We start from the raw sequence: 17,519 nt of genomic DNA on the forward strand, positions 1-17,519 counted from the left end.
TTAGGAGGAAAGAAGCAATGAAGGTTGTAACCGGCATACGCAAGGATTTATTTCTGTATGCGCTGATTTTACCGGGGTTTCTGTATTTTCTGCTGTTCAAATATGTGCCGATGTGGGGAATCGTCATCTCCTTTCAGGAATATTCGCCGTATTTGGGATTTTGGCAGAGCCCGTGGGTCGGGTTCGAGCATTTCGCCACCTTGTTCAACAACCCGGATTTCCTGATCATCTTCCGCAATACGATGGTGATCAGCATGATGAACATCGTGTTTTATTTTCCGATGCCGATCCTTGTCGCCCTTATGCTGAACGAATTGCGCCTGAAGAGGTTCCAGCGGGTAATTCAGTCGGTGATCTACTTGCCCCACTTTCTGTCGTGGGTCATTATTTCCGGCATCACCTTCCTGCTGCTGTCCCAGAGCGGGGGCATCGTCAACAAGCTGCTCGTCGAATTCGGACGGGAGCCGTACAATTTTCTGACCAATCCGGGCATCTTCTGGCAGTTGCTCACGGCGCAGAGCATCTGGAAGGAGACCGGCTGGGGAACGATCATCTTCCTGGCCGCGATGGCGGGCATCGATCCCCAGCTTCACGAGGCGGCCAGAATCGACGGAGCCGGACGGCTTCGGCAGATTTGGCACGTCACGCTTCCCGGCATCCGCAACGTAATCGTTACGCTCCTGATTTTGCGCCTGGGCAGCATTATGGACGTCGGCTTCGAGCAGGTGTTTCTGATGATGAACAGCGCGGTCACCGACGTCGCGGACGTATTCGAAACCTATGTGTACCGCAACGGGATTCAGCAGGGGCAATTCAGCTACAGCACGGCGGTCGGCTTGTTCAAGTCCGTGATCGGCCTGCTGATGGTGATCGGGGCCAACAAGCTGGCCAAGCGATACGGGGAGGAGGGATTGTACTAGTGAAAGAAAGCAAACTGTTCGACGTCGTCAACGTTACCCTGCTCATTCTGGTCGGGCTGGCGACGCTGTTTCCGCTGTATTACGTATTCGTCGTTTCTTTTACCGATCCCTCCGAGTATATCGCGAAGCAAGGGTTCGTGCTGTTTCCCGAGAAGTGGTCGATTCTGTCCTACAAATACATTCTGTCGACGGATTCCTATCTCCGGGCAACCGGGGTCAGCGCGTTCCTGGCGACTGCAGGCACCGTACTTAGCTTGATGGTGACGGCTTCGCTGGCTTACGGACTGTCGCGCAAAAGGCTGAAAATCCGCAAGCCGCTTATGCTGATGGTGCTGTTCACGATGCTGTTCAGTCCCGGCATCATCCCGCACTACATTCTTGTCCGGGATCTGCATTTGATCAACAACCTGTGGTCGCTGATCCTGCCCGCGCTCAGCAGCGGATGGTACGTTTTCCTGATGAAAAGCTTCTTCGACAGCATTCCGCCCGCGCTGGAGGAAGCCGCGATGGTGGACGGGTACAACGATGTCGGCATTTTCTTCCGTATTATACTGCCTCTGTCCCTGCCCGCCATGGCGGCGTTCGGGCTTTTCTACGCCGTGGGCTACTGGAACACTTATTTTAACGCGGTTCTGTACATCAACGATCCGACGAAATGGCCGCTGCAGATTTTGCTGCAGAACATTCTGATCGAATCTTCCACCTCGTCGCAGGGCTCGGGGGCCGCGGAGCTGATGAACGAACGGCAATTGCCGGCGCAGACGCTGAAAATGGCGGCGGTCGTCGTCGCGACGACGCCGATTCTGCTGATCTACCCGATGCTTCAGAAGCATTTTGCCAAAGGCGTTATGCTCGGCTCGATCAAAGGTTAGTCGGATAACAAACAGGGAGGGTTTATTTTCATGAACAAGCGCACGAATCGACGATTGAGAACGATGCTGGCAGGGGGGCTGGCCCTGACTTTGCTTGCCGGCTGCGGCTCCAACTCCGCTTCCCCGACCGGATCGGCCGGCCAGACTTCCGCGGGAGCGGACGAGAAGCCGGTGGAGATCAGCATCATTACGGAATTCAATACGCCGGAGGCTCCGGGACCGGACAATCCGGTGCTGCTGGAGTTCGAGAAGAAAACCGGCACGAAGCTGAATATTTTGTGGACGTCCCCCAACAGCTACGGAGACAAGATCAATCTTGTGCTCGCTTCCGGGGACATGCCCGACCTGGTTAAAGTGCTGGACTTCAACAACTCGCTGATGCGTCAGATGATCAAGCAGGGCGCTTTCTGGGATCTGACTCCTTATCTGAAGGACTATCCCCATCTGATGGAATATCCCGAATCCACTTGGGAGAAAACGAAGATCGACGGCAAAAACTACGTGATTCCGTCCGTTCGTCCGTCTCATGGCGGACCGTGGCTCCCGATCGTGCGCCAGGACTGGCTGGAAAAGCTGAATTTGGAGGTGCCGCGCACGCTGGACGATTTGTTCGAGGTTATGAAGGCGTTCGCGGAGCAGGACCCCGACGGCAACGGCGCCGCCGATACGATTCCGCTGCTGCCCCGCAACGATCTGGGCTGGGCGGAAGGCGTGCTGAACCGCAGCAACGGCAAGTGGAAGGAAGCCGACGGCAAGCTGATCGATACGACGTTCGAACCCGGAACGCGCGAGGGGATCGAGTGGCTTCGCAAAGTATACGCCGCCGGTTACATGCCGGCCGATTACCCGATCATGAAGGAAACGCAGTCCGAGGATCTGGCGAAAACCGGCAAAGTCGGCATTTATCCGAATACGATCGAAGCGATCTGGCGGGTGCAGGCGGAATTGATCAAGACCGATCCGGAAGCCAACTTCCTGCCGCTCAGCTATCTGGAATCCGCGGCAGGCACCTATGCGCCTTCCTCTCCCGGCTTCAGCGGCGTGTTCCTCGTTCCGAAGTCCGTGCCGGAAGACAAGCTCAAGAAGATTCTGGAGCTGATGGATTACGGGGCGTCGGAGGAAGGCTTCGCGCTGGCTTGCTTCGGGATCGAAGGGGTCCACTACACGGTCGGCGAGGACGGCTTCAAGAACGCGACCGAGCAGGCGTTCAAGGACAGCGTCTCGCAGAGCTCCTTCGGCAAAATCTTCGAGCGCTCCGATCCTTATCTGTGGGCTTACCGCACGGGCATGCCGAAGGAAGTGTTCGAACGCAACAAGACGATCGTGGACGAGAGAACGCAGCATTCGGTCGACGATCCGAGCGTGGGCCTGATCTCCGAAACGTGGCTTAAGATCGGACCGGACTATACGAAGAAAATGAACGATCTCAAAACGAAAATCATTATGGGCCAGGAGCCGATCGAGGCGTGGGACCGTTACGTGGACAGCCTGAAGGCCGATGCCGACTACCAGAAGGTGATCGAGGAGATGAACGCCGCTTACTCGGCTAAATAGGCTGAAATGGAGGCCGTCTCTTAAGTCTTTCGAGCAACTGTGATTATTGTCGAATAGAACCGGGGCATGTATCTCCTGGAGAGCGAAGCGCCTGCCTCATACGGTCCTGAAATCACCCCTTTACGAGTTTTCAATTCTCATTTCAGGATGTCGCTTCGGGGTCCCCGGAAAGTAATCGGAATAAGCTGCGAAGCTTCTCGTCACTTTCTGGGGTACATTGTAGCGTAAGGAGATACATGCCCCTCTTTTTCCATCGATAATCTCAACTGCTTCGACTTAAGAGACGATCTTCCGCTTATTTCAGCAGAGGACCGAAGTCGGCCAGGAAGACGCGGCGCGTGCCGTCGACGTAGCCGTTGAACACGACGTGGCGATCGTCGGGCGCCCACGCGGGATGCGGATCGACCCGCAGCGCCGGGGATACGCGCGTACCCGGATTGGCGACCGGGATGCGCACCGCGATTTGCTCCGTTCGGCGTTCCAGATCAATCCACCGGAGCGGCACGGTGCCGTCCTCGTAAGCGACCTTCTCTTGCTCGTAGGCATCGGTCAGAATATGTCTGCCGTTCGGATGGACGGTAGGGTGGCCCGAGCCGGGGAAGACGTCCGTTATTTTGGCCAGACCGCTGCCGTCCTCGTTCACCTGCGTCAGATACAACCGCTTGTCCCCGTCCAGGCATAAGTTCATGGAGAGCCTGCGTCCGTCGGGAAACCAGTTGATATGATGGCCTCCCTTATCCCATTGCTCCGGCCCTACGGCGACGGCGATATCGCTGCCGTCCGGCTTCATCGTCACGACCCAGAATTTCAACGCATGCTTGTGCAGCATGTTCCACGGCTGATCTTCATCGGTACGGAACCAGCGCATCGTAAAAATAATCCGGTCCCCCTGCGGATTGAATTTGCAATGGAATCCGTAGCATTCCCCGTCCGCGTACCGCTCCCAATCGATGGCCGGTTTGGCCCGCTCGACGATCTGCCGCAGCGATACGAGCAAAGTGCGAGCTCCCGTCGCGACGTCCGTCGCATAGAGGCCGTCGTCGTCCGGGAACCCGGAATTGCGCGGCACGAATTCGTCCGGCACGACGACGCCGTAGCCGAATTGCGTGCGGCGCATCCGTTTCATACAAGCGGAAATAACGGTTCGGCCGTCCGGCGATATTTTGTAAATGCCGCCTTCCAGCCGCCGGGTCCGTCCGGTCTGCGGGTCGAGCTCGATGCCTATCGGCTCCCAGGTTTCCGTATCCACATCGTTATAATACAACGTCGAATCGGTCGGTCCCCAATTGAGATTTGCGCCAAGCTGCGATTCCCAGCCGCGCGTATGCGCCGCGACGCGCTCTTCGCCTTCGTGGAGGTCGATCAGGACGATCTCCGCGGTTTGTCCGGGCATCGGAAGGCGATCTTCCCGCGGCATCCGCAGGACGGCGACATAGCGGCCGGAAGGACTGACCGCCGACGTGTCGAAGAAACGATGGAAGCTGCCTTTGCCGTCGGGGGTCAGGCACCATACGGGAACAAGCGGATCGAAAGCGGTATAGCGCGGAAAACGGCTGCTGATGATCAAGGGAAATTCCTCCTTTGTCGGTGTGCTGCCCTTTTATTGTAGTTCCGGGCGAGAAGGCCGGTTTATCGGGAAAAGATTTGCATTTGTCGCGACGATACGTAAACATGCGATTAGGAGGAGGAGGAGGCATGGCATGAGACGTCACGGGGTGCACATTCATTGGGCCGCCCGCTTCGATTACAAGCCGGGCGTTCGTCTGGAGCTTCATCGACACAGCTTCTATCAGATCATCTATTTCGTCGACGGAGCGGGAAGCTTCGTTCTGGGCGATCGAAGCTATGCGATCGCGCCCGGAATGCTGTTCCTGATCGCACCCGGCGTTATGCACGGCATGACGCCGGGCGGAATCCGGGCGATCCGGACGCTCGATCTGAAATTTGCGCTCCACGACAACGATCTGGAGCAGGCCGCGCGGGCTTGCTCCTCGCCGTGCCCGGACGAGAAGGGAGAGGCCGGACTGCTGCTGGAACGCATACGCGCGGAAGGGGCCCGCAAGGAAAAGTATTACGACTCGATAGCCGCGCTGATGCTCGGGCAGCTTCTGTACGGACTTGCCAGACGGCAAATGCCCCTTGATCGAACGGGTCTTCCGATGAAGCAGCCGGCAAAGCAACCGATAGCGCAGCTGATAGAGCAATCGGTAGAACAGTCGGTAGAACAGTCGGTAGTGCGGCCGATAGAACAACCGGTCAGGCAGCCGGCAGCACGGGCCCACGAGCCTCTCGACGCGGCGCGGCGATTGGAGCAATACTTGCGAACCCATTATGCGGAGGAGATCACCCTGGGCGATGCCGCCGCGGCGATCGGCTATAACAAGAGTTATTTGGGCCGCGCGTTTCGTAGCAGCTATGGCGTTACGTTTACGCAATACTTGCGCAGGGTGCGCATAGAGAAAGCAAGGGAATTGATCGTCGGCACTCCGACGAGCCTGAAGACGATCGCCTGGCAGGTGGGGTTCAAAACAATCTATCATTTCACTCGCGTATTCAAGGAACTGGAACGGATGTCGCCCGCCGAGTGGAGAGAGAGGGAGCGCCTGGAAATTCGCAAGGGCATTTACTTTGACTGAAAATGCTCTAGGGCGTGTCTGAAAACCCGCTCAGGGGCATCTTTCACCGCCTTTTCGCCCCCTGCTTCGTCACTTTTGCTTGACGTACCTCCGGTACGCCTTCACAAAAGTTCCTTGCATGGAACGAAAATTCGGCTAAATCTGCTGCCCTCGGAGTATTCAGACACGCCCTAAACGGAATCGCGCAGCCTCAGACATGATCCGCTTGTCCCCGTTCATATACTTGCTTTGTTTGGCATTGCCGGAGACGGAGGGATGGGCGACGATGAATGACGGGGGCTTTGCCCGGATTTTGAACGCCTTGGCGGACGAACTGGGAGAGTTGACGGAGGCTGCGGAGCGGCGGCGGGAAAGCTGGCCGCGGCTTGGCGACAAGCTGGATCGGCTGTGCGAGTTTATACGGAATGAGGACAACGAGAGAGCATGGAGCCGCCGGGCGTGCGACACGGATACGAGAGCGGCTGCGAGGAGGCTGAGGGAGGCTTCCGCCCGGGCGCTCGGCGTCGTGGAGAAGGCGAGGGCCTGGCAAATTTATACGGATAAGCGGGCTGCCGATCCGTATACCGCCCTGCTGTCCGCAGCAACGCGGGGAGAGTGGGAGCGGGTAGGCACGCCAAGGGGAGCCAAAGTGATGTTTGTCGGGGCAGGCGCTTTTCCGGTATCGGCCTTCACCATAGCGGCCGAAACGGCAGCGGAGGTGCTGTGCGTCGATATCGACGAGGAAGCCGTTCGTCACGGCACGAAGCTTGCGCGGTATTTGGGATTGACGCGGACATTCCGTTATACGGGCAGCCATCTGGGCGAGCCCGAGTTTGCGAGCTCGGCCACGCATGTGTTTATCGCTTCCCTGGTGCCCGAGAAGCTGGACATTTTGCGAGAGCTGCGCTTCTGCGTTCGCCCGGATTGCCGCGTCGTCGTCAGATACGGGAACGGCCTCAAGTCTCTGTTCAATTACCCGCTCGACGTCGCGGCGCTGACGGACTGGCGCGCCGCAGAGCCGGGCGGGGCCGGGAGCCTCTACGACACGGCGATATTGGAGCCGCGGACAACGGCTTACGAAGCGCAGCTCCGCTATCTCGTCGCGTCGGGTACATAACGGACCTCCCCGGTTTCGGCATATCGCTTTGGATTTCGCGGAGCCGCACCGGGGCCCGTCTCGTTTCGGGATCGTCGAACCGTTTACCAGATTTCGAGCCTGTCGTCCAGAGGGACGACGGGCGGCTTCTCGGGAAGCGAATCGAAGAAGCCGAGCCCGAGGATGCCGGCAATCCGCTCGTCGTCCCGAACGCCGGCGAGCGCCCGCAGCTCCTCGCATCCGGAGTAATCCGCCAGCTCCCAGGACATGCCCAGCCCCTGGGCCCAGCCGAGCAATTGTATGTTCTGAATAAGGCAGCAGACGGCTCCGAAGTCGTCGCTGTCGGTTCGCTCGTCCTTGTTGATCGGCGACGTTACGACCAAGGCGACCGGAGCCTGCGCCAGGGTCTCGACGAGACGGGGATGCTGGCGGGCGTCGACGGCGTCGGCCAGCCGCAGCTTCGCCGCTCCTTCCGCATAGACGAAGCGCCACGGCTCCCGCAGCTTGTGATTGGGCGCCCAGACGGCGTCGTCCAGAATGGACAAAATAAATTCCCGCTCGACGGGCCGGTCGGCGAACCGGCGAACCTCTTGCGTTTCCCGGAACAGGGATAAGGTACTCATATAAACAACCTCCGTTCGTTCAATATTACAAATGAGTCAGCTTGCTCGCCGCGGGCGTGCGCGGCTTCGTTTTCGGCGTTTTCTCGCAATATCCCAAATAGAGTATCGTGACGATGCGCTCGTCCGCCCGCAAGCCGATGCCGGACGTAAAGGACGGCTTGTGCATGAAAGGCTCCGTATTCCACACCGCTCCGATGCCCTGCTCCCAGGCGAGCAGCGCCAGGCTCTGCAGTACGGCGCTGACTGTCGCCAGCTCCCGTCCGCCCTCCCCGCTGTCTTTCGCGATCACGATCAGGAAGGCGGGAATCTGTGCGATGCGGTCGGCCATGAGCTGATTAAGCTTGTTCGGAATCCACTTGTACAGTCCCTGTTCGGCATAGGTGTCCATGATCAGGGAAGCCGCTTTCGCTTTGCCTTCCGGACTGGCCACCAGAATGAAGCGGTGGGAGGGCTCCCGCTGCGCCGCAGGGGTCGACGCCTCCGCCGCCTGAAGCAGCTCAACGACCAGCTCCCGGGACAGGGCGCGCTTGGCGAAATTGCGAATCGATCTTCTCTCCCGAACCAAGCGAGAGAGCTCCGACTTCTGTTGAGTGGCTGACATGGATAGAATCCATCCTTTCGGTTTTCTGCTCTTATCATATCGCAAATGATAATCATTATCAATTAATAGAAATGAAGTTTCGCACCGCGCAGCTCCCGGAGCGCGAGGCTTCGCTGCATAACCGCGGTCGGATAGGATAAGAGTCGAACCGGGCTTCGACCGCGGCGCCGCTCGGCTTGGGGCGGGAGAGCGCCGAGGGTTGCGCGCGATATATGCCTCGCAGTACGATGTACACATACACGCAGCATATAACGGGGAGATGAATCGGTGTGAAGAAGCAGGCGGAAGCGGTCAACGTGGAAAAATCGGTGCTCGGGGAAGGGCCGTTATGGCTGCCGAAGAGCGGACAACTCGTATGGGTCGACATCGAGGGGATGAAAATACGGACGTGGCATCCGAAGACGGGCGAAGAGGGAGTTATCTCCGTCGGACAGCGGATCGGGGCGGTCGTGCTGGCGGAGGACGGACGGATGGTGTGCGCGCTTCAGAACGGTTTTTATTTCCTCGACCCGGCTGCCGGAGCGCTGGAGCCGATCGTCGATCCGGAGGCGCATTTAACGGGCAACCGTTTTAACGACGGCAAGTGCGATCCTTCCGGCCGATTCTGGGCCGGCACGATGCCGATGACGGGCGGAGCTCCCGACGGAGCGCTGTATCGGTTGGATGCGGACGGCTCCGCGCACCGGATGGCAAGCGGCGTCGGCTGTTCGAACGGCCTGGGCTGGAGCCCGGACGCCAGGACGATGTACTACATCGACACGAGCACAAGGCGGGTGGACCGGTTCGACTACGACGCGGCAAGCGGCGGCATCTCCAATCGTCGGACCGTCGTCGTTCTCCCCGACGGTCAGGGCTTTCCGGACGGCATGACCGTCGACGCCGAGGGCAAGCTGTGGGTCGCGCATTGGGACGGGTACGCGGTCAGCCGCTTCGATCCCGACACGGGCGAATGTCTGGAGCGCGTCGAGCTGCCCGTCTCCCGAGTCACCTCCTGCTGCTTCGGCGGCGACGATCTGGACGAGCTGTACATCACATCCGCCAGCGTCGGACTGAGCGAGGAGCAGCTGCGGAAGGAACCGTTGGCCGGCAGCCTGTTCGTGTACAAGCCGGGCGTGAAGGGCCTCCCCGCCAACGACTTCAAGGTTAAGAGCGTCTAGTCGTCAGCAGGGGGGCTGTCTCATAAGGCAGTCACGTGCCTGGCAGAAAGTTTGTGATAATATGGAAAAAAACAGCCGAAAAAAGGCGGTGGGACGATGGCGAACAAACGCGAAAAGGACGAGCTTAAAAAGCAGGAGCCTATCGTTAAAGAGCAAACAGAGAATTACGCATACGAAGACGGGGGCGACCCGAGCTTTCCCGCAACGGAGAAGGGACGCTGCGAAATCATCGAAGGCGTTCGCTACGCCATGGAGGAAGAACGCTACGAAATCATCGAAGGCATTCGCTACGATATGCAGGCGGCGCCAACGATTCGTCATCAGCAAATTTCCGGCGCGATCTACGTGATGCTCCATCAGACCAGTCATCCAAACGGCACGATTCTCTATTCGCCCGTCGACGTTTATTTGGACGAGGAGAATCAATTTCAGCCCGATCTGGTGTACGTTTTGCACGAGAATGCCGCCATCATCAAGCCCGAACGGATCGAAGGCATTCCGGATCTGGTCGTCGAAATTTTGTCCCCCTCTACGAGCCGCAACGACAAGATCGGAAAAAAACGCCAATTCGAACGCTTCGGGCTGAAGGAATACTGGATCGTCGATCCGGTTCATCTGACGTTGGATCAGTTTATTCTCGATGAGCATGGCAAGCTGCAATTGGCAGAAACGTACGTCTCCCCGCAAAAAGTCGCGTCGCCTATGTTCTCTTGCATCGATATCGATGTGAAGCGCGTATTCGCCAACCTGCTTTGAGACGCTCGGCGCGTCCTTCTTCGCGGCCGATTATCGCCGTTTTCCTCCCACGTACCCCGCTATCTTGCCCGGTTTAGCGGTACTGCTGCATCAGCCGGATATAATCCCTGGCCAGCTTCAGATCCTCGAGCGCTTCCTTCGACTCGCAAGGGGCCGGACGTTCGCCCCGCGCCGCGGCGATAAAGTTGATCGCCTGCTGGCGCATCGCGGAGCGGTTGGGCATAACCGGCGTCTCATACGAGGGAATGCCGCGGCCGTTGTCCTTCATGATCGTCACCTTGCCGGCTTGCTGGCGGGCCAGCGGGGGCGGAAGGTCGACGCGGACAAATCCTTTCTCGAAGCAGACGAGCAGGCATTCATGCCATTCGATCGTCGTGCTGTAAGGGGCCATCTCCAGCGCGACGGTGGCGCCGCTGTCGCTCTCGCCGGTCAGCAGCACGCCCAGGCGGTCGCCGAAGGTCAGCCGGTAAGGCTCTCCAAGCAGGAAGCGGATGGCGTTAACCTGGTGAATGTAATAGTTGACGAAGGTGTCCAGCTCGCGGGATTGCTCCTCGGTAAAATAGGAAGGGAAGGCTTCGGCGTCGATCGCCGGATACTCCTCGTCCGTGCCGAGCGGAGCGTCCGCGCCGCCGATCCAGTCGCCGGGCGGCATCGTCACGCGCACATACCGAAGCTCGCCGTATTCCCCGGTGCTTTTCCACTCGTCGATCCGCTGCTTGGCGTATTCCATGGCGGGATCGGAGCGCTTGTGGTAGCCGATCATATGCAGCGTCCGATGCTCGTCGGCAAGCTGCACGAGCCGTTCGCCCGCCTCGACGGTCAGCGACAGCGGCTTCTCGGTCAGCACCGGTACGCCCGCCCGCAAAATATCGGGAAGCAGCGCCAGATGCGAGCGATACGGTTGAGGGGCGACGATGGCGTCTACCTTGGCGTCGCTTAACAGCTCCAGATGATCCGCGTATACCTTCGGAACGCCGTAACGCGCCGCCACCGTTCGCGCAAGCCGCGAACGAACCTCCGCCAGCGCGACGACCTCGCACAGCTCGGTCAGCGCCGCGTAGTTGGACAGATGCGCCATCTGCCCCATGCCTCCCGTGCCGACGAACCCGATTTTCAATTTTGCCATCGCACACTCACTCCTTCGGTCCCAGGTTTTCGAATAAATACAAGCCTTCCGTGCCCGGCGCGACGATGTCCGGATACCCGTTGCCCGTCACGTCCTCGATCCACATGAAAATCCCGTTGCCCGAAGCCTCGCCCGCAGGCCCGTAATCGATCACCTGCTTCTCGAAGCGGCCTCCGTCGATCTTGAAGTAGTAGAGGCCGAGCGGATCGTCGAAGCCGGGATCGTCGTCGTGCGCCAGGTAGCGCTTGCCCGTGACCAGCTCCAACTCCCCGTCCAGATCGAGATCGACGAGCATCAGGTCGTGGTATTGCGAAGCGGTCGTGTCGATGTCGTGGCGAATCCAGCTGCGGGAGCCGTCTTCCCCGATCGTTTGCTCATACCAGTGCAGGCCGTAGTCGTGCGCCTGACCGACGATCAGATCGCATAAGCCGTTGCCGGTGACATCATAGCCGATAATCGGCACGCTGGCCGAGCCGAGGGAGAATTCGGGATGGAACGTCCAAGGGCCTGAGAACGGATCTTCCGGCTGCTCCAGCCAGCCGCCGCTCAGCACGACGTCCAATCTTCCGTTGCCGGTAATGTCCGCGAAGCCGAGGCCGTGTCCGCTGGGCTGGTCGAAGAGGACGGTTTTGCGAAATTTTCCGGTGCCTCTGCCGTTCTCGTCGCGGACGAGCTTATAGAAGACCTGGGGACCTCCCGGCGTATTCGGAAAAATCTCGGGAACGCCGCAGCCGTCAATGTCGCAGAAGCGAATCGTCTCGATATTGGAGGTCGGGTCGATCTCGAACGTCTCCCATTCCGCGGAGGAATCCCCCGGATTTTTGCGCCATTTCAGCGCTCCGCCCCACCAGGAGCCGGTAATGATGTCCATCCGGCCGTCTCCGTTCACGTCCAGCGGATAATCGGAGAAGTCGTCCCGGTAATGTCCGTAAGCGGCGAGGTCGCAAATTTTGTGCCGCTTCACAAAGTCCGGTCCCTCGTACCAATAGGCGCCGCTGACGATATCGGGCACCCCGTCGTTGTTGACGTCGAATACCGAGCAGGCTTCATACGGGGCGTCGCTGAGCTTTCTTTTTCTGAACGCGATCGTCATGCTCCTTGCTCCTTCCTTCGGATAATATTCGATATTTGGGAAAGCGCTGTTGCAACAGCTCACGATATTAATCTACACTAGGGGTAAAATAAGGTTCAATGCGCATTATTGCGAACTTCGACTATTGAAAATTGGGTTTGGAGGAGCGAGGATGGGACAATCGATCGTCATTCGGACGCCTTCTCTCTCGGGCGGAGCGATCTTCCGGACGCCGCCGGGCGAGCGGTTCTATTTCCCGCTGCATCAGCACGAGAACAGCTCGGAAATGCTGCTGATCGTGGGAGGCGAGGGCGAATTCCGGGTGGACGGCAAAGTCTACGCGGCCAAGGAAGGCTGCCTGCTCGTCTACAATCGGGGCGTCTGGCACGAGGAGCGGTCGATCGGCGACGGATTCAAGGCTGTCTACGCGGGCTATTCCGGGCTGCAGATCAGAGGCTTGCCGCCGGATTATTTGACCGGGACCGAGCAGCCCGCGTGCGTGGAGCTTAAGGAGCATTTTCTGCCGATCAGGCAGCTGTTCTACGAGACGGTGACCGAATGGAACAGCCCGCTGCCGGAATCGGACACCGTGGCGAACGGGCTGCTCGGGGCGCTGATCGGCCGCGTGGCGCGGCTGCTGCACTATTCCGAGGAGGCCAAGGTCAGAAGGAGGCCGGGCAAGGAGGCCGTGCATCAGGCAAGGCGATATTTGGAGGAAAATTATCCGTCCGATATCAGCCTGGCGATTTTGGCGAAGCTGACGCATATGAACGCCTATCATCTGATCCACCTGTTTAAGGGGGAGACGGGGATGAGTCCGATTCAATATTTGATCCGATACCGGATGGAGGTTGCCAAGCAATATTTGGCGACGACCGAGCTGCCGATGGTCGACATCGCCGACAAGGTGGGCTACAAGAGCGAGACTTATTTTCAAAACCTGTTCAAGAAGACGACGGGAGTGTCCCCGGGAAAATACCGCTTGTCCTGCCGGGAGGAGCCGGGAAGCTAAGGGGGGGTTACGGTGCTGGCGGTGGTCGCGGTTCCGGTTCAAGGGCTGTGGGAGCAGGATGTCGTGGAGATGTTCATCGACGAGGAGGGCGCGTGCAAGCGATACATGGAGCTTGTCGTCAGCCCGAACGGCGTGCTCTGCGATCTGATGATCGAGCATGACGACGAGACCGACCCGCTTCGCTTTAAGGCCGACAAGGAATGGGAGGCGCAAGGCTTCGAACGGGCGATCGAGACCGACGGGGATAGGCGCATATATACCTTTAAGCTGCCTTCGCGAATTTCGCGAAAGCTCCCGAGGCGGGGACGCAATGGAGAATCAACTTTTTCCGCATCGACGACGAGCCGGACGGAACCCGCCACTTCCAGGCCTGGTCGCCTACGGGGGCGGTCAATTATCCTATTTCCGACCGGTTCGGCAGGCTGGTTTTCGTCAACCGATCCAAATAACGGCCGACGCGGCACCGGGGGAACGCGGCGGAGCTTGAGCCGGATATCCTGCTTTGCGGGCCGGCCAAGCCGCCGGAGCCGATCCCGCTAACTCTCCTCCGCGGCGGCGGTCCCGGCCGGGAGCTTCGGCGCAATTCGGCCTTCCTCCCGCTTGCGGTAGGCGGCGGGGCCGACGCCGTATCTTTTTTTGAACGCTTTGCTGAAGTAGTACAAGTCGGGGAAGCCGGCGATTTCGGCGATCTCCTTGATCAGCGGCGGCGAGGGCTCGCTCAGCAGCGCCGCCGCTTTGTCCAGCCGCAGCCGGTTCATCCTCTCGATCAGGGTGATGCCGGTTCGCTGCTTGTACACCCGGCACAGATGGCCGTAGCTCATATGCAGCGAGGCGGCCAGCTCGGCGACATTAAACCGTTTGCCCCGAAAATCCTCCAAATACACCTCGATTTTTTTGATCAGCTGATCCTTGGGCCCCTCCGGCTCTTCCAGTCCGTGCCGCTCCGCTCGGGCGACCGAGGCGACTGTCTCCAGCAGCCTCAGCAGGACGAGCTGAAGGGACATCGGCGACCTGCCGGCCGACGCTTCCCCGATAAAATGCAGCAGCATCTCCCCGATCCCGTAACGATCCGTATACCCGCCCGGCTTCCATTGGCTTAACCGCTCCAACTCGTCGTAAAAGGACGCTTCCGCGCCGCCCCCGTCCTCGGGGCCGTCCGTCCGCCGAATCCGCCAGCGCAGGCAGATGCCCTCGTGCGGATTGCCCTTCGTATACGTATGAGAATGGACGAGTCCCGGCGGAATGAGGAAGAAGTCGCCTTCGTTGATCGTGACGAGCCGGTCGCGGAAGCGCGTCTGCATCCGTCCGGCCAGCACGTAGTTGAACTCGAACCAGGTGTGGGAGTGGGGCGGGCATTTGCTGGCATTGCCGATTTGTTCGAAAATGATATCGATCCAATCGACCACCGTATCGTTAATCCGGACTTCCCGGCACAGCTTGGCGAAAACCGCAGGAAGCTCCTGTTTCCAGCGCTGGATATCCATGATCGCTTCTCCTGTCGTTAACGGCTTTTCTACTATCCTATCATAATAGAACAACTATTGGCGCGAATCGTCGATTTACCGGACGGCGGCCGGCGCGGGACAATGGGGAGGAAACGAAGACGAGATGCGGAGGGATTCTTTTGAAAAAGCTTCATCTGATCAGCAACGCCCACTTGGACCCGGTATGGCAGTGGGAATGGGAGGAAGGCGCGGCGGCGGCCGTATCGACGTTCCGCGCGGCGGCGGATTTCTGCGAGGAATTCGACGGGTACGTGTTTAATCATAACGAGGTCATTCTCTATCAATGGGTCGAGGAGTACGAGCCGACGCTGTTCGCGAGAATCCAGAGGCTCGTCCGCGAAGGAAAATGGCACATCATGGGCGGCTGGTACCTGCAGCCGGACTGCAATATGCCCTCGGGAGAATCGTTCGTGCGCCAGATGCTGCTCGGCAAAACGTATTTCCGCGACAGGTTCGGCGTCGAGCCGACGACGGCGATCAACTTCGATTCGTTCGGACATACGCGGGGACTGGTGCAGATTATGCAGCAGGCGGGCTACGATTCGTACATTTTCATGCGTCCGGACGGCTTCGACAAGGCTCCTGCCCAGGAGTTCCTCTGGAAGGGCTTCAATGACAGCGCGATTGTCGCGCACCGCATCTCGGGCGGCTATAACACGCAGCTTGGAGAGGCGCATCTCAAGATCGAAAAGCTGCGCGAGGAAATTCCGGACGGCGCGATGACGATGGTGCTGTGGGGCGTCGGCAACCACGGAGGAGGCCCCTCCCGCGTCGATCTGCGGAAAATCCGCAAGCTGATGGACGAAGCCGCGGATACGGGGGGCGAGATCGTGCATTCCACACCCGAAGCGTACTTCCGGGAAGTTCGGGGCAAGAAGGAATTTCCGGCTTACGCAGGGGATCTGAATCCCCGATTCGTCGGCTGCTATACGTCGATGATCCGCATCAAGCAGAAGCACCGGCAGCTGGAGAACGAGCTGTACATGACGGAGAAAATGCTGTCGGCCGCCGCGCTGCAGACCGGGCTGGCTTATCCGGCGGACGAGCTGCGCGAGGCGGCGAAGGATTTGCTGACGGCCCAGTTTCACGATATTTTGCCGGGCTCGTCCATCCAGCCGGCCGAGGAGGCGGCTCTTCGTCAGCTGGATCACGGGCTGGAAATATTGGCTCGCTTGAAGGCGAGGGCGTTTTTCGCGCAGGCGGCCGGACAGCCCAAGGCCGAGCCGAAGGAATATCCGGTGCTCGTCTACAATCCGCATCCGTTCCCGGTTCGGGGCGTCTTCGAGTGCGAGTTTATGCTGGAGGATCAGAATTGGAAGGACGAGTTTTCCATGCCGGTCGCGTATCGGGACGGGGAGCGCATCCCGAGCCAGCCGGAGAAGGAGCTCAGCAGCCTGACGCTCGACTGGCGCAAACGGGTCGTTTTCGAGGCCGACCTCGCGCCCTCTTCGATGAACCGCTTCGATTGCCGGATCGAGATGCTGGAGCGCAAGCCGGAGCCGGAGCTTCAAGCGTCGGACGGCGTCTATCGCTTCTCGAACGGCGAGCTGTCGGTCGCGATCAACGCGGCGACCGGGCTGATCGACGAATATGCCGTCGGCGGCAGGTCGATCTTGCTGCCGGGGGCCTTCCGCCCGATCGTCGTGCAGGATAACGAGGACCCTTGGCGGATGGATACGAACGCGTTCTCCCCGGACATCGGCGCTTTCTCGCTCATGGCGCCGGGTGCGGGAACCGACTTTTCGGGGGTGAAGGAGAGGCTGCTTCCTTCCGTGCGGGTCGTCGAGGACGGGGAAGTCCGCACGGTCGTCGAGGCGGTGCTCGCTTACGGAGCGTCCGCGATCGTTCTGACGTACAAGCTGCCGAAGCGGGGGACGGAGCTCGAAGTGCGCGTGCGGACGTTCTGGAACGAAAAGGACAAAATGCTGAAGCTGTCGATTCCGACCGTTCTGCGGGACGGCTCATACGTCGGGCAGACGGCGTTCGGCGCGCAGGAGCTGCCGGGCAACGGCGACGAGGCGGTTGCGCAGAAATGGGTGGCGGTGCAATCGGAGCAAGCGGATCTGGCGGTGACTTGTATCAACGACGGCATTTACGGTTCGGATTGCCGGGACGGCGAAATTCGCCTGTCGCTGCTCAGAAGCCCGGGCTACTGCGCCCATCCGATCGGCGATCGCCCGCTGCTGCCGCAGGACCGGTTCTCGCCGCGCATCGATCAGGGGGAGCGGCAATACGCGTTCTGGCTGAATGCGGGGCCGCTCGCGGAGCGGCGCGCCGTTGTCGACCGCGAGGCCGACGTTCGCAACGAGAAGCCTTACGCGCTGTCCTTCTTCCCTTCGGGCGACGGAGAGAAGCCGGGCTCCTTCGTCCGGCTGGAGGAAGGAACGGTGCAGCTCAGCGCGTTCAAGAAGGAGGAGCGGGGCGACGGATTTATCGTGCGGCTGTTCGAGCCAACGGGCTTCCCGCAGGTGACGCACGTCTCGATTCCGGCGCTTGGCCTCCGCCATGAAGTTCGGCTGAACGGCTTCGAAATCCGGACGCTGCGGCTGGACGGGGCGTCCGGCGCGCTCTCGGATATCGGGCTGTGCGAGAACGAATAATCCGATCGTT

General features: G+C 59.6%; 16 protein-coding genes. 10 read left to right on the forward strand and 6 right to left on the reverse strand.

Annotated elements, in window-relative coordinates; genetic code table 11:
* The first annotated feature begins 17 nt into the window (after positions 1 to 17).
* The 3 genes from ACFFT4_RS18815 to ACFFT4_RS18825 are packed head-to-tail and all read left to right on the forward strand — an operon-like array spanning position 18 to position 3,346.
* Entirely contained in the window at positions 18 to 920 is a 903-nt protein-coding gene (locus tag ACFFT4_RS18815; protein ID WP_378050275.1) for an ABC transporter permease, read from the forward strand.
* A complete protein-coding gene (locus ACFFT4_RS18820) occupies positions 911 to 1,792 on the forward strand; it encodes a carbohydrate ABC transporter permease (RefSeq protein WP_378050397.1) in 882 nt (293 codons plus the stop codon). Before ACFFT4_RS18815 ends, ACFFT4_RS18820 begins: the two co-directional genes overlap by 10 nt.
* A gap of 30 nt (positions 1,793 to 1,822) precedes the next feature.
* Positions 1,823 to 3,346, forward strand: coding sequence for an extracellular solute-binding protein (locus ACFFT4_RS18825; protein ID WP_378050277.1), 1,524 nt, complete (start codon positions 1,823 to 1,825; stop codon positions 3,344 to 3,346).
* A 295-nt stretch (positions 3,347 to 3,641) separates the two neighbouring features.
* On the opposite strand, the gene ACFFT4_RS18830 is transcribed toward ACFFT4_RS18825, so the two are convergent.
* Positions 3,642 to 4,913 carry a TolB family protein gene (locus ACFFT4_RS18830; protein WP_378050279.1) on the reverse strand — a complete coding sequence of 424 codons (1,272 nt, stop codon included), beginning with the start codon at positions 4,911 to 4,913 and terminating at the stop codon, positions 3,642 to 3,644.
* A gap of 133 nt (positions 4,914 to 5,046) precedes the next feature.
* Between ACFFT4_RS18830 and ACFFT4_RS18835 the strand changes: the two genes are divergently transcribed.
* Positions 5,047 to 5,982 (forward strand): helix-turn-helix domain-containing protein, encoded by a 936-nt coding sequence (locus ACFFT4_RS18835; protein WP_378050281.1) that lies wholly within the window; start codon positions 5,047 to 5,049, stop codon positions 5,980 to 5,982.
* Between the two features lie 265 nt (positions 5,983 to 6,247).
* Positions 6,248 to 7,078, forward strand: coding sequence for a nicotianamine synthase family protein (locus ACFFT4_RS18840; RefSeq protein ID WP_378050283.1), 831 nt, complete (start codon positions 6,248 to 6,250; stop codon positions 7,076 to 7,078).
* A gap of 83 nt (positions 7,079 to 7,161) precedes the next feature.
* Here the strand turns inward: ACFFT4_RS18840 and ACFFT4_RS18845 are convergent, their stop codons facing one another.
* Both ACFFT4_RS18845 and ACFFT4_RS18850 read right to left on the reverse strand, forming a co-directional pair.
* Entirely contained in the window at positions 7,162 to 7,680 is a 519-nt protein-coding gene (locus tag ACFFT4_RS18845) for a nitroreductase family protein (RefSeq protein ID WP_378050285.1), read from the reverse strand.
* A 25-nt stretch (positions 7,681 to 7,705) separates the two neighbouring features.
* Positions 7,706 to 8,281: a nitroreductase family protein gene (locus ACFFT4_RS18850; protein WP_378050287.1), complete on the reverse strand. Its 576-nt coding sequence runs from the start codon at positions 8,279 to 8,281 to the stop codon at positions 7,706 to 7,708.
* A gap of 269 nt (positions 8,282 to 8,550) precedes the next feature.
* Between ACFFT4_RS18850 and ACFFT4_RS18855 the strand changes: the two genes are divergently transcribed.
* Positions 8,551 to 9,438, forward strand: coding sequence for an SMP-30/gluconolactonase/LRE family protein (locus ACFFT4_RS18855; RefSeq protein ID WP_378050289.1), 888 nt, complete (start codon positions 8,551 to 8,553; stop codon positions 9,436 to 9,438).
* A 96-nt stretch (positions 9,439 to 9,534) separates the two neighbouring features.
* Complete coding sequence (locus tag ACFFT4_RS18860; protein ID WP_378050291.1) at positions 9,535 to 10,194, forward strand: Uma2 family endonuclease; 660 nt, start codon at positions 9,535 to 9,537, stop codon at positions 10,192 to 10,194.
* 73 nt (positions 10,195 to 10,267) lie between these two features.
* Here the strand turns inward: ACFFT4_RS18860 and ACFFT4_RS18865 are convergent, their stop codons facing one another.
* A complete protein-coding gene (locus ACFFT4_RS18865) occupies positions 10,268 to 11,320 on the reverse strand; it encodes a Gfo/Idh/MocA family protein (RefSeq protein WP_378050293.1) in 1,053 nt (350 codons plus the stop codon).
* A gap of 7 nt (positions 11,321 to 11,327) precedes the next feature.
* A complete protein-coding gene (locus tag ACFFT4_RS18870; protein WP_378050295.1) occupies positions 11,328 to 12,413 on the reverse strand; it encodes an FG-GAP repeat domain-containing protein in 1,086 nt (361 codons plus the stop codon).
* A gap of 151 nt (positions 12,414 to 12,564) precedes the next feature.
* Between ACFFT4_RS18870 and ACFFT4_RS18875 the strand changes: the two genes are divergently transcribed.
* Both ACFFT4_RS18875 and ACFFT4_RS18880 read left to right on the forward strand, forming a co-directional pair.
* On the forward strand, positions 12,565 to 13,404 hold the full coding sequence (locus ACFFT4_RS18875) for a helix-turn-helix transcriptional regulator (protein ID WP_378050297.1): 840 nt from the start codon (positions 12,565 to 12,567) through the stop codon (positions 13,402 to 13,404).
* Positions 13,405 to 13,416: 12 nt separating this feature from the next.
* Positions 13,417 to 13,944, forward strand: a complete 528-nt coding sequence (locus ACFFT4_RS18880) for a DOMON domain-containing protein (protein WP_378050299.1) — start codon at positions 13,417 to 13,419, stop codon at positions 13,942 to 13,944.
* On the opposite strand, the gene ACFFT4_RS18885 is transcribed toward ACFFT4_RS18880, so the two are convergent.
* Positions 13,941 to 14,888, reverse strand: coding sequence for an AraC family transcriptional regulator (locus tag ACFFT4_RS18885; RefSeq protein WP_378050301.1), 948 nt, complete (start codon positions 14,886 to 14,888; stop codon positions 13,941 to 13,943). The genes ACFFT4_RS18880 and ACFFT4_RS18885 overlap by 4 nt on opposite strands.
* 140 nt (positions 14,889 to 15,028) lie before the next feature.
* Here ACFFT4_RS18885 and ACFFT4_RS18890 point away from each other — a divergent pair, with 140 nt between their 5' ends.
* Positions 15,029 to 17,509, forward strand: coding sequence for a glycoside hydrolase family 38 N-terminal domain-containing protein (locus tag ACFFT4_RS18890; protein ID WP_378050303.1), 2,481 nt, complete (start codon positions 15,029 to 15,031; stop codon positions 17,507 to 17,509).
* Positions 17,510 to 17,519 lie beyond the last annotated feature (10 nt).

It is taken from the genome of Cohnella cellulosilytica (assembly GCF_042431195.1).
Taxonomy (GTDB): domain Bacteria; phylum Bacillota; class Bacilli; order Paenibacillales; family Paenibacillaceae; genus Cohnella; species Cohnella cellulosilytica.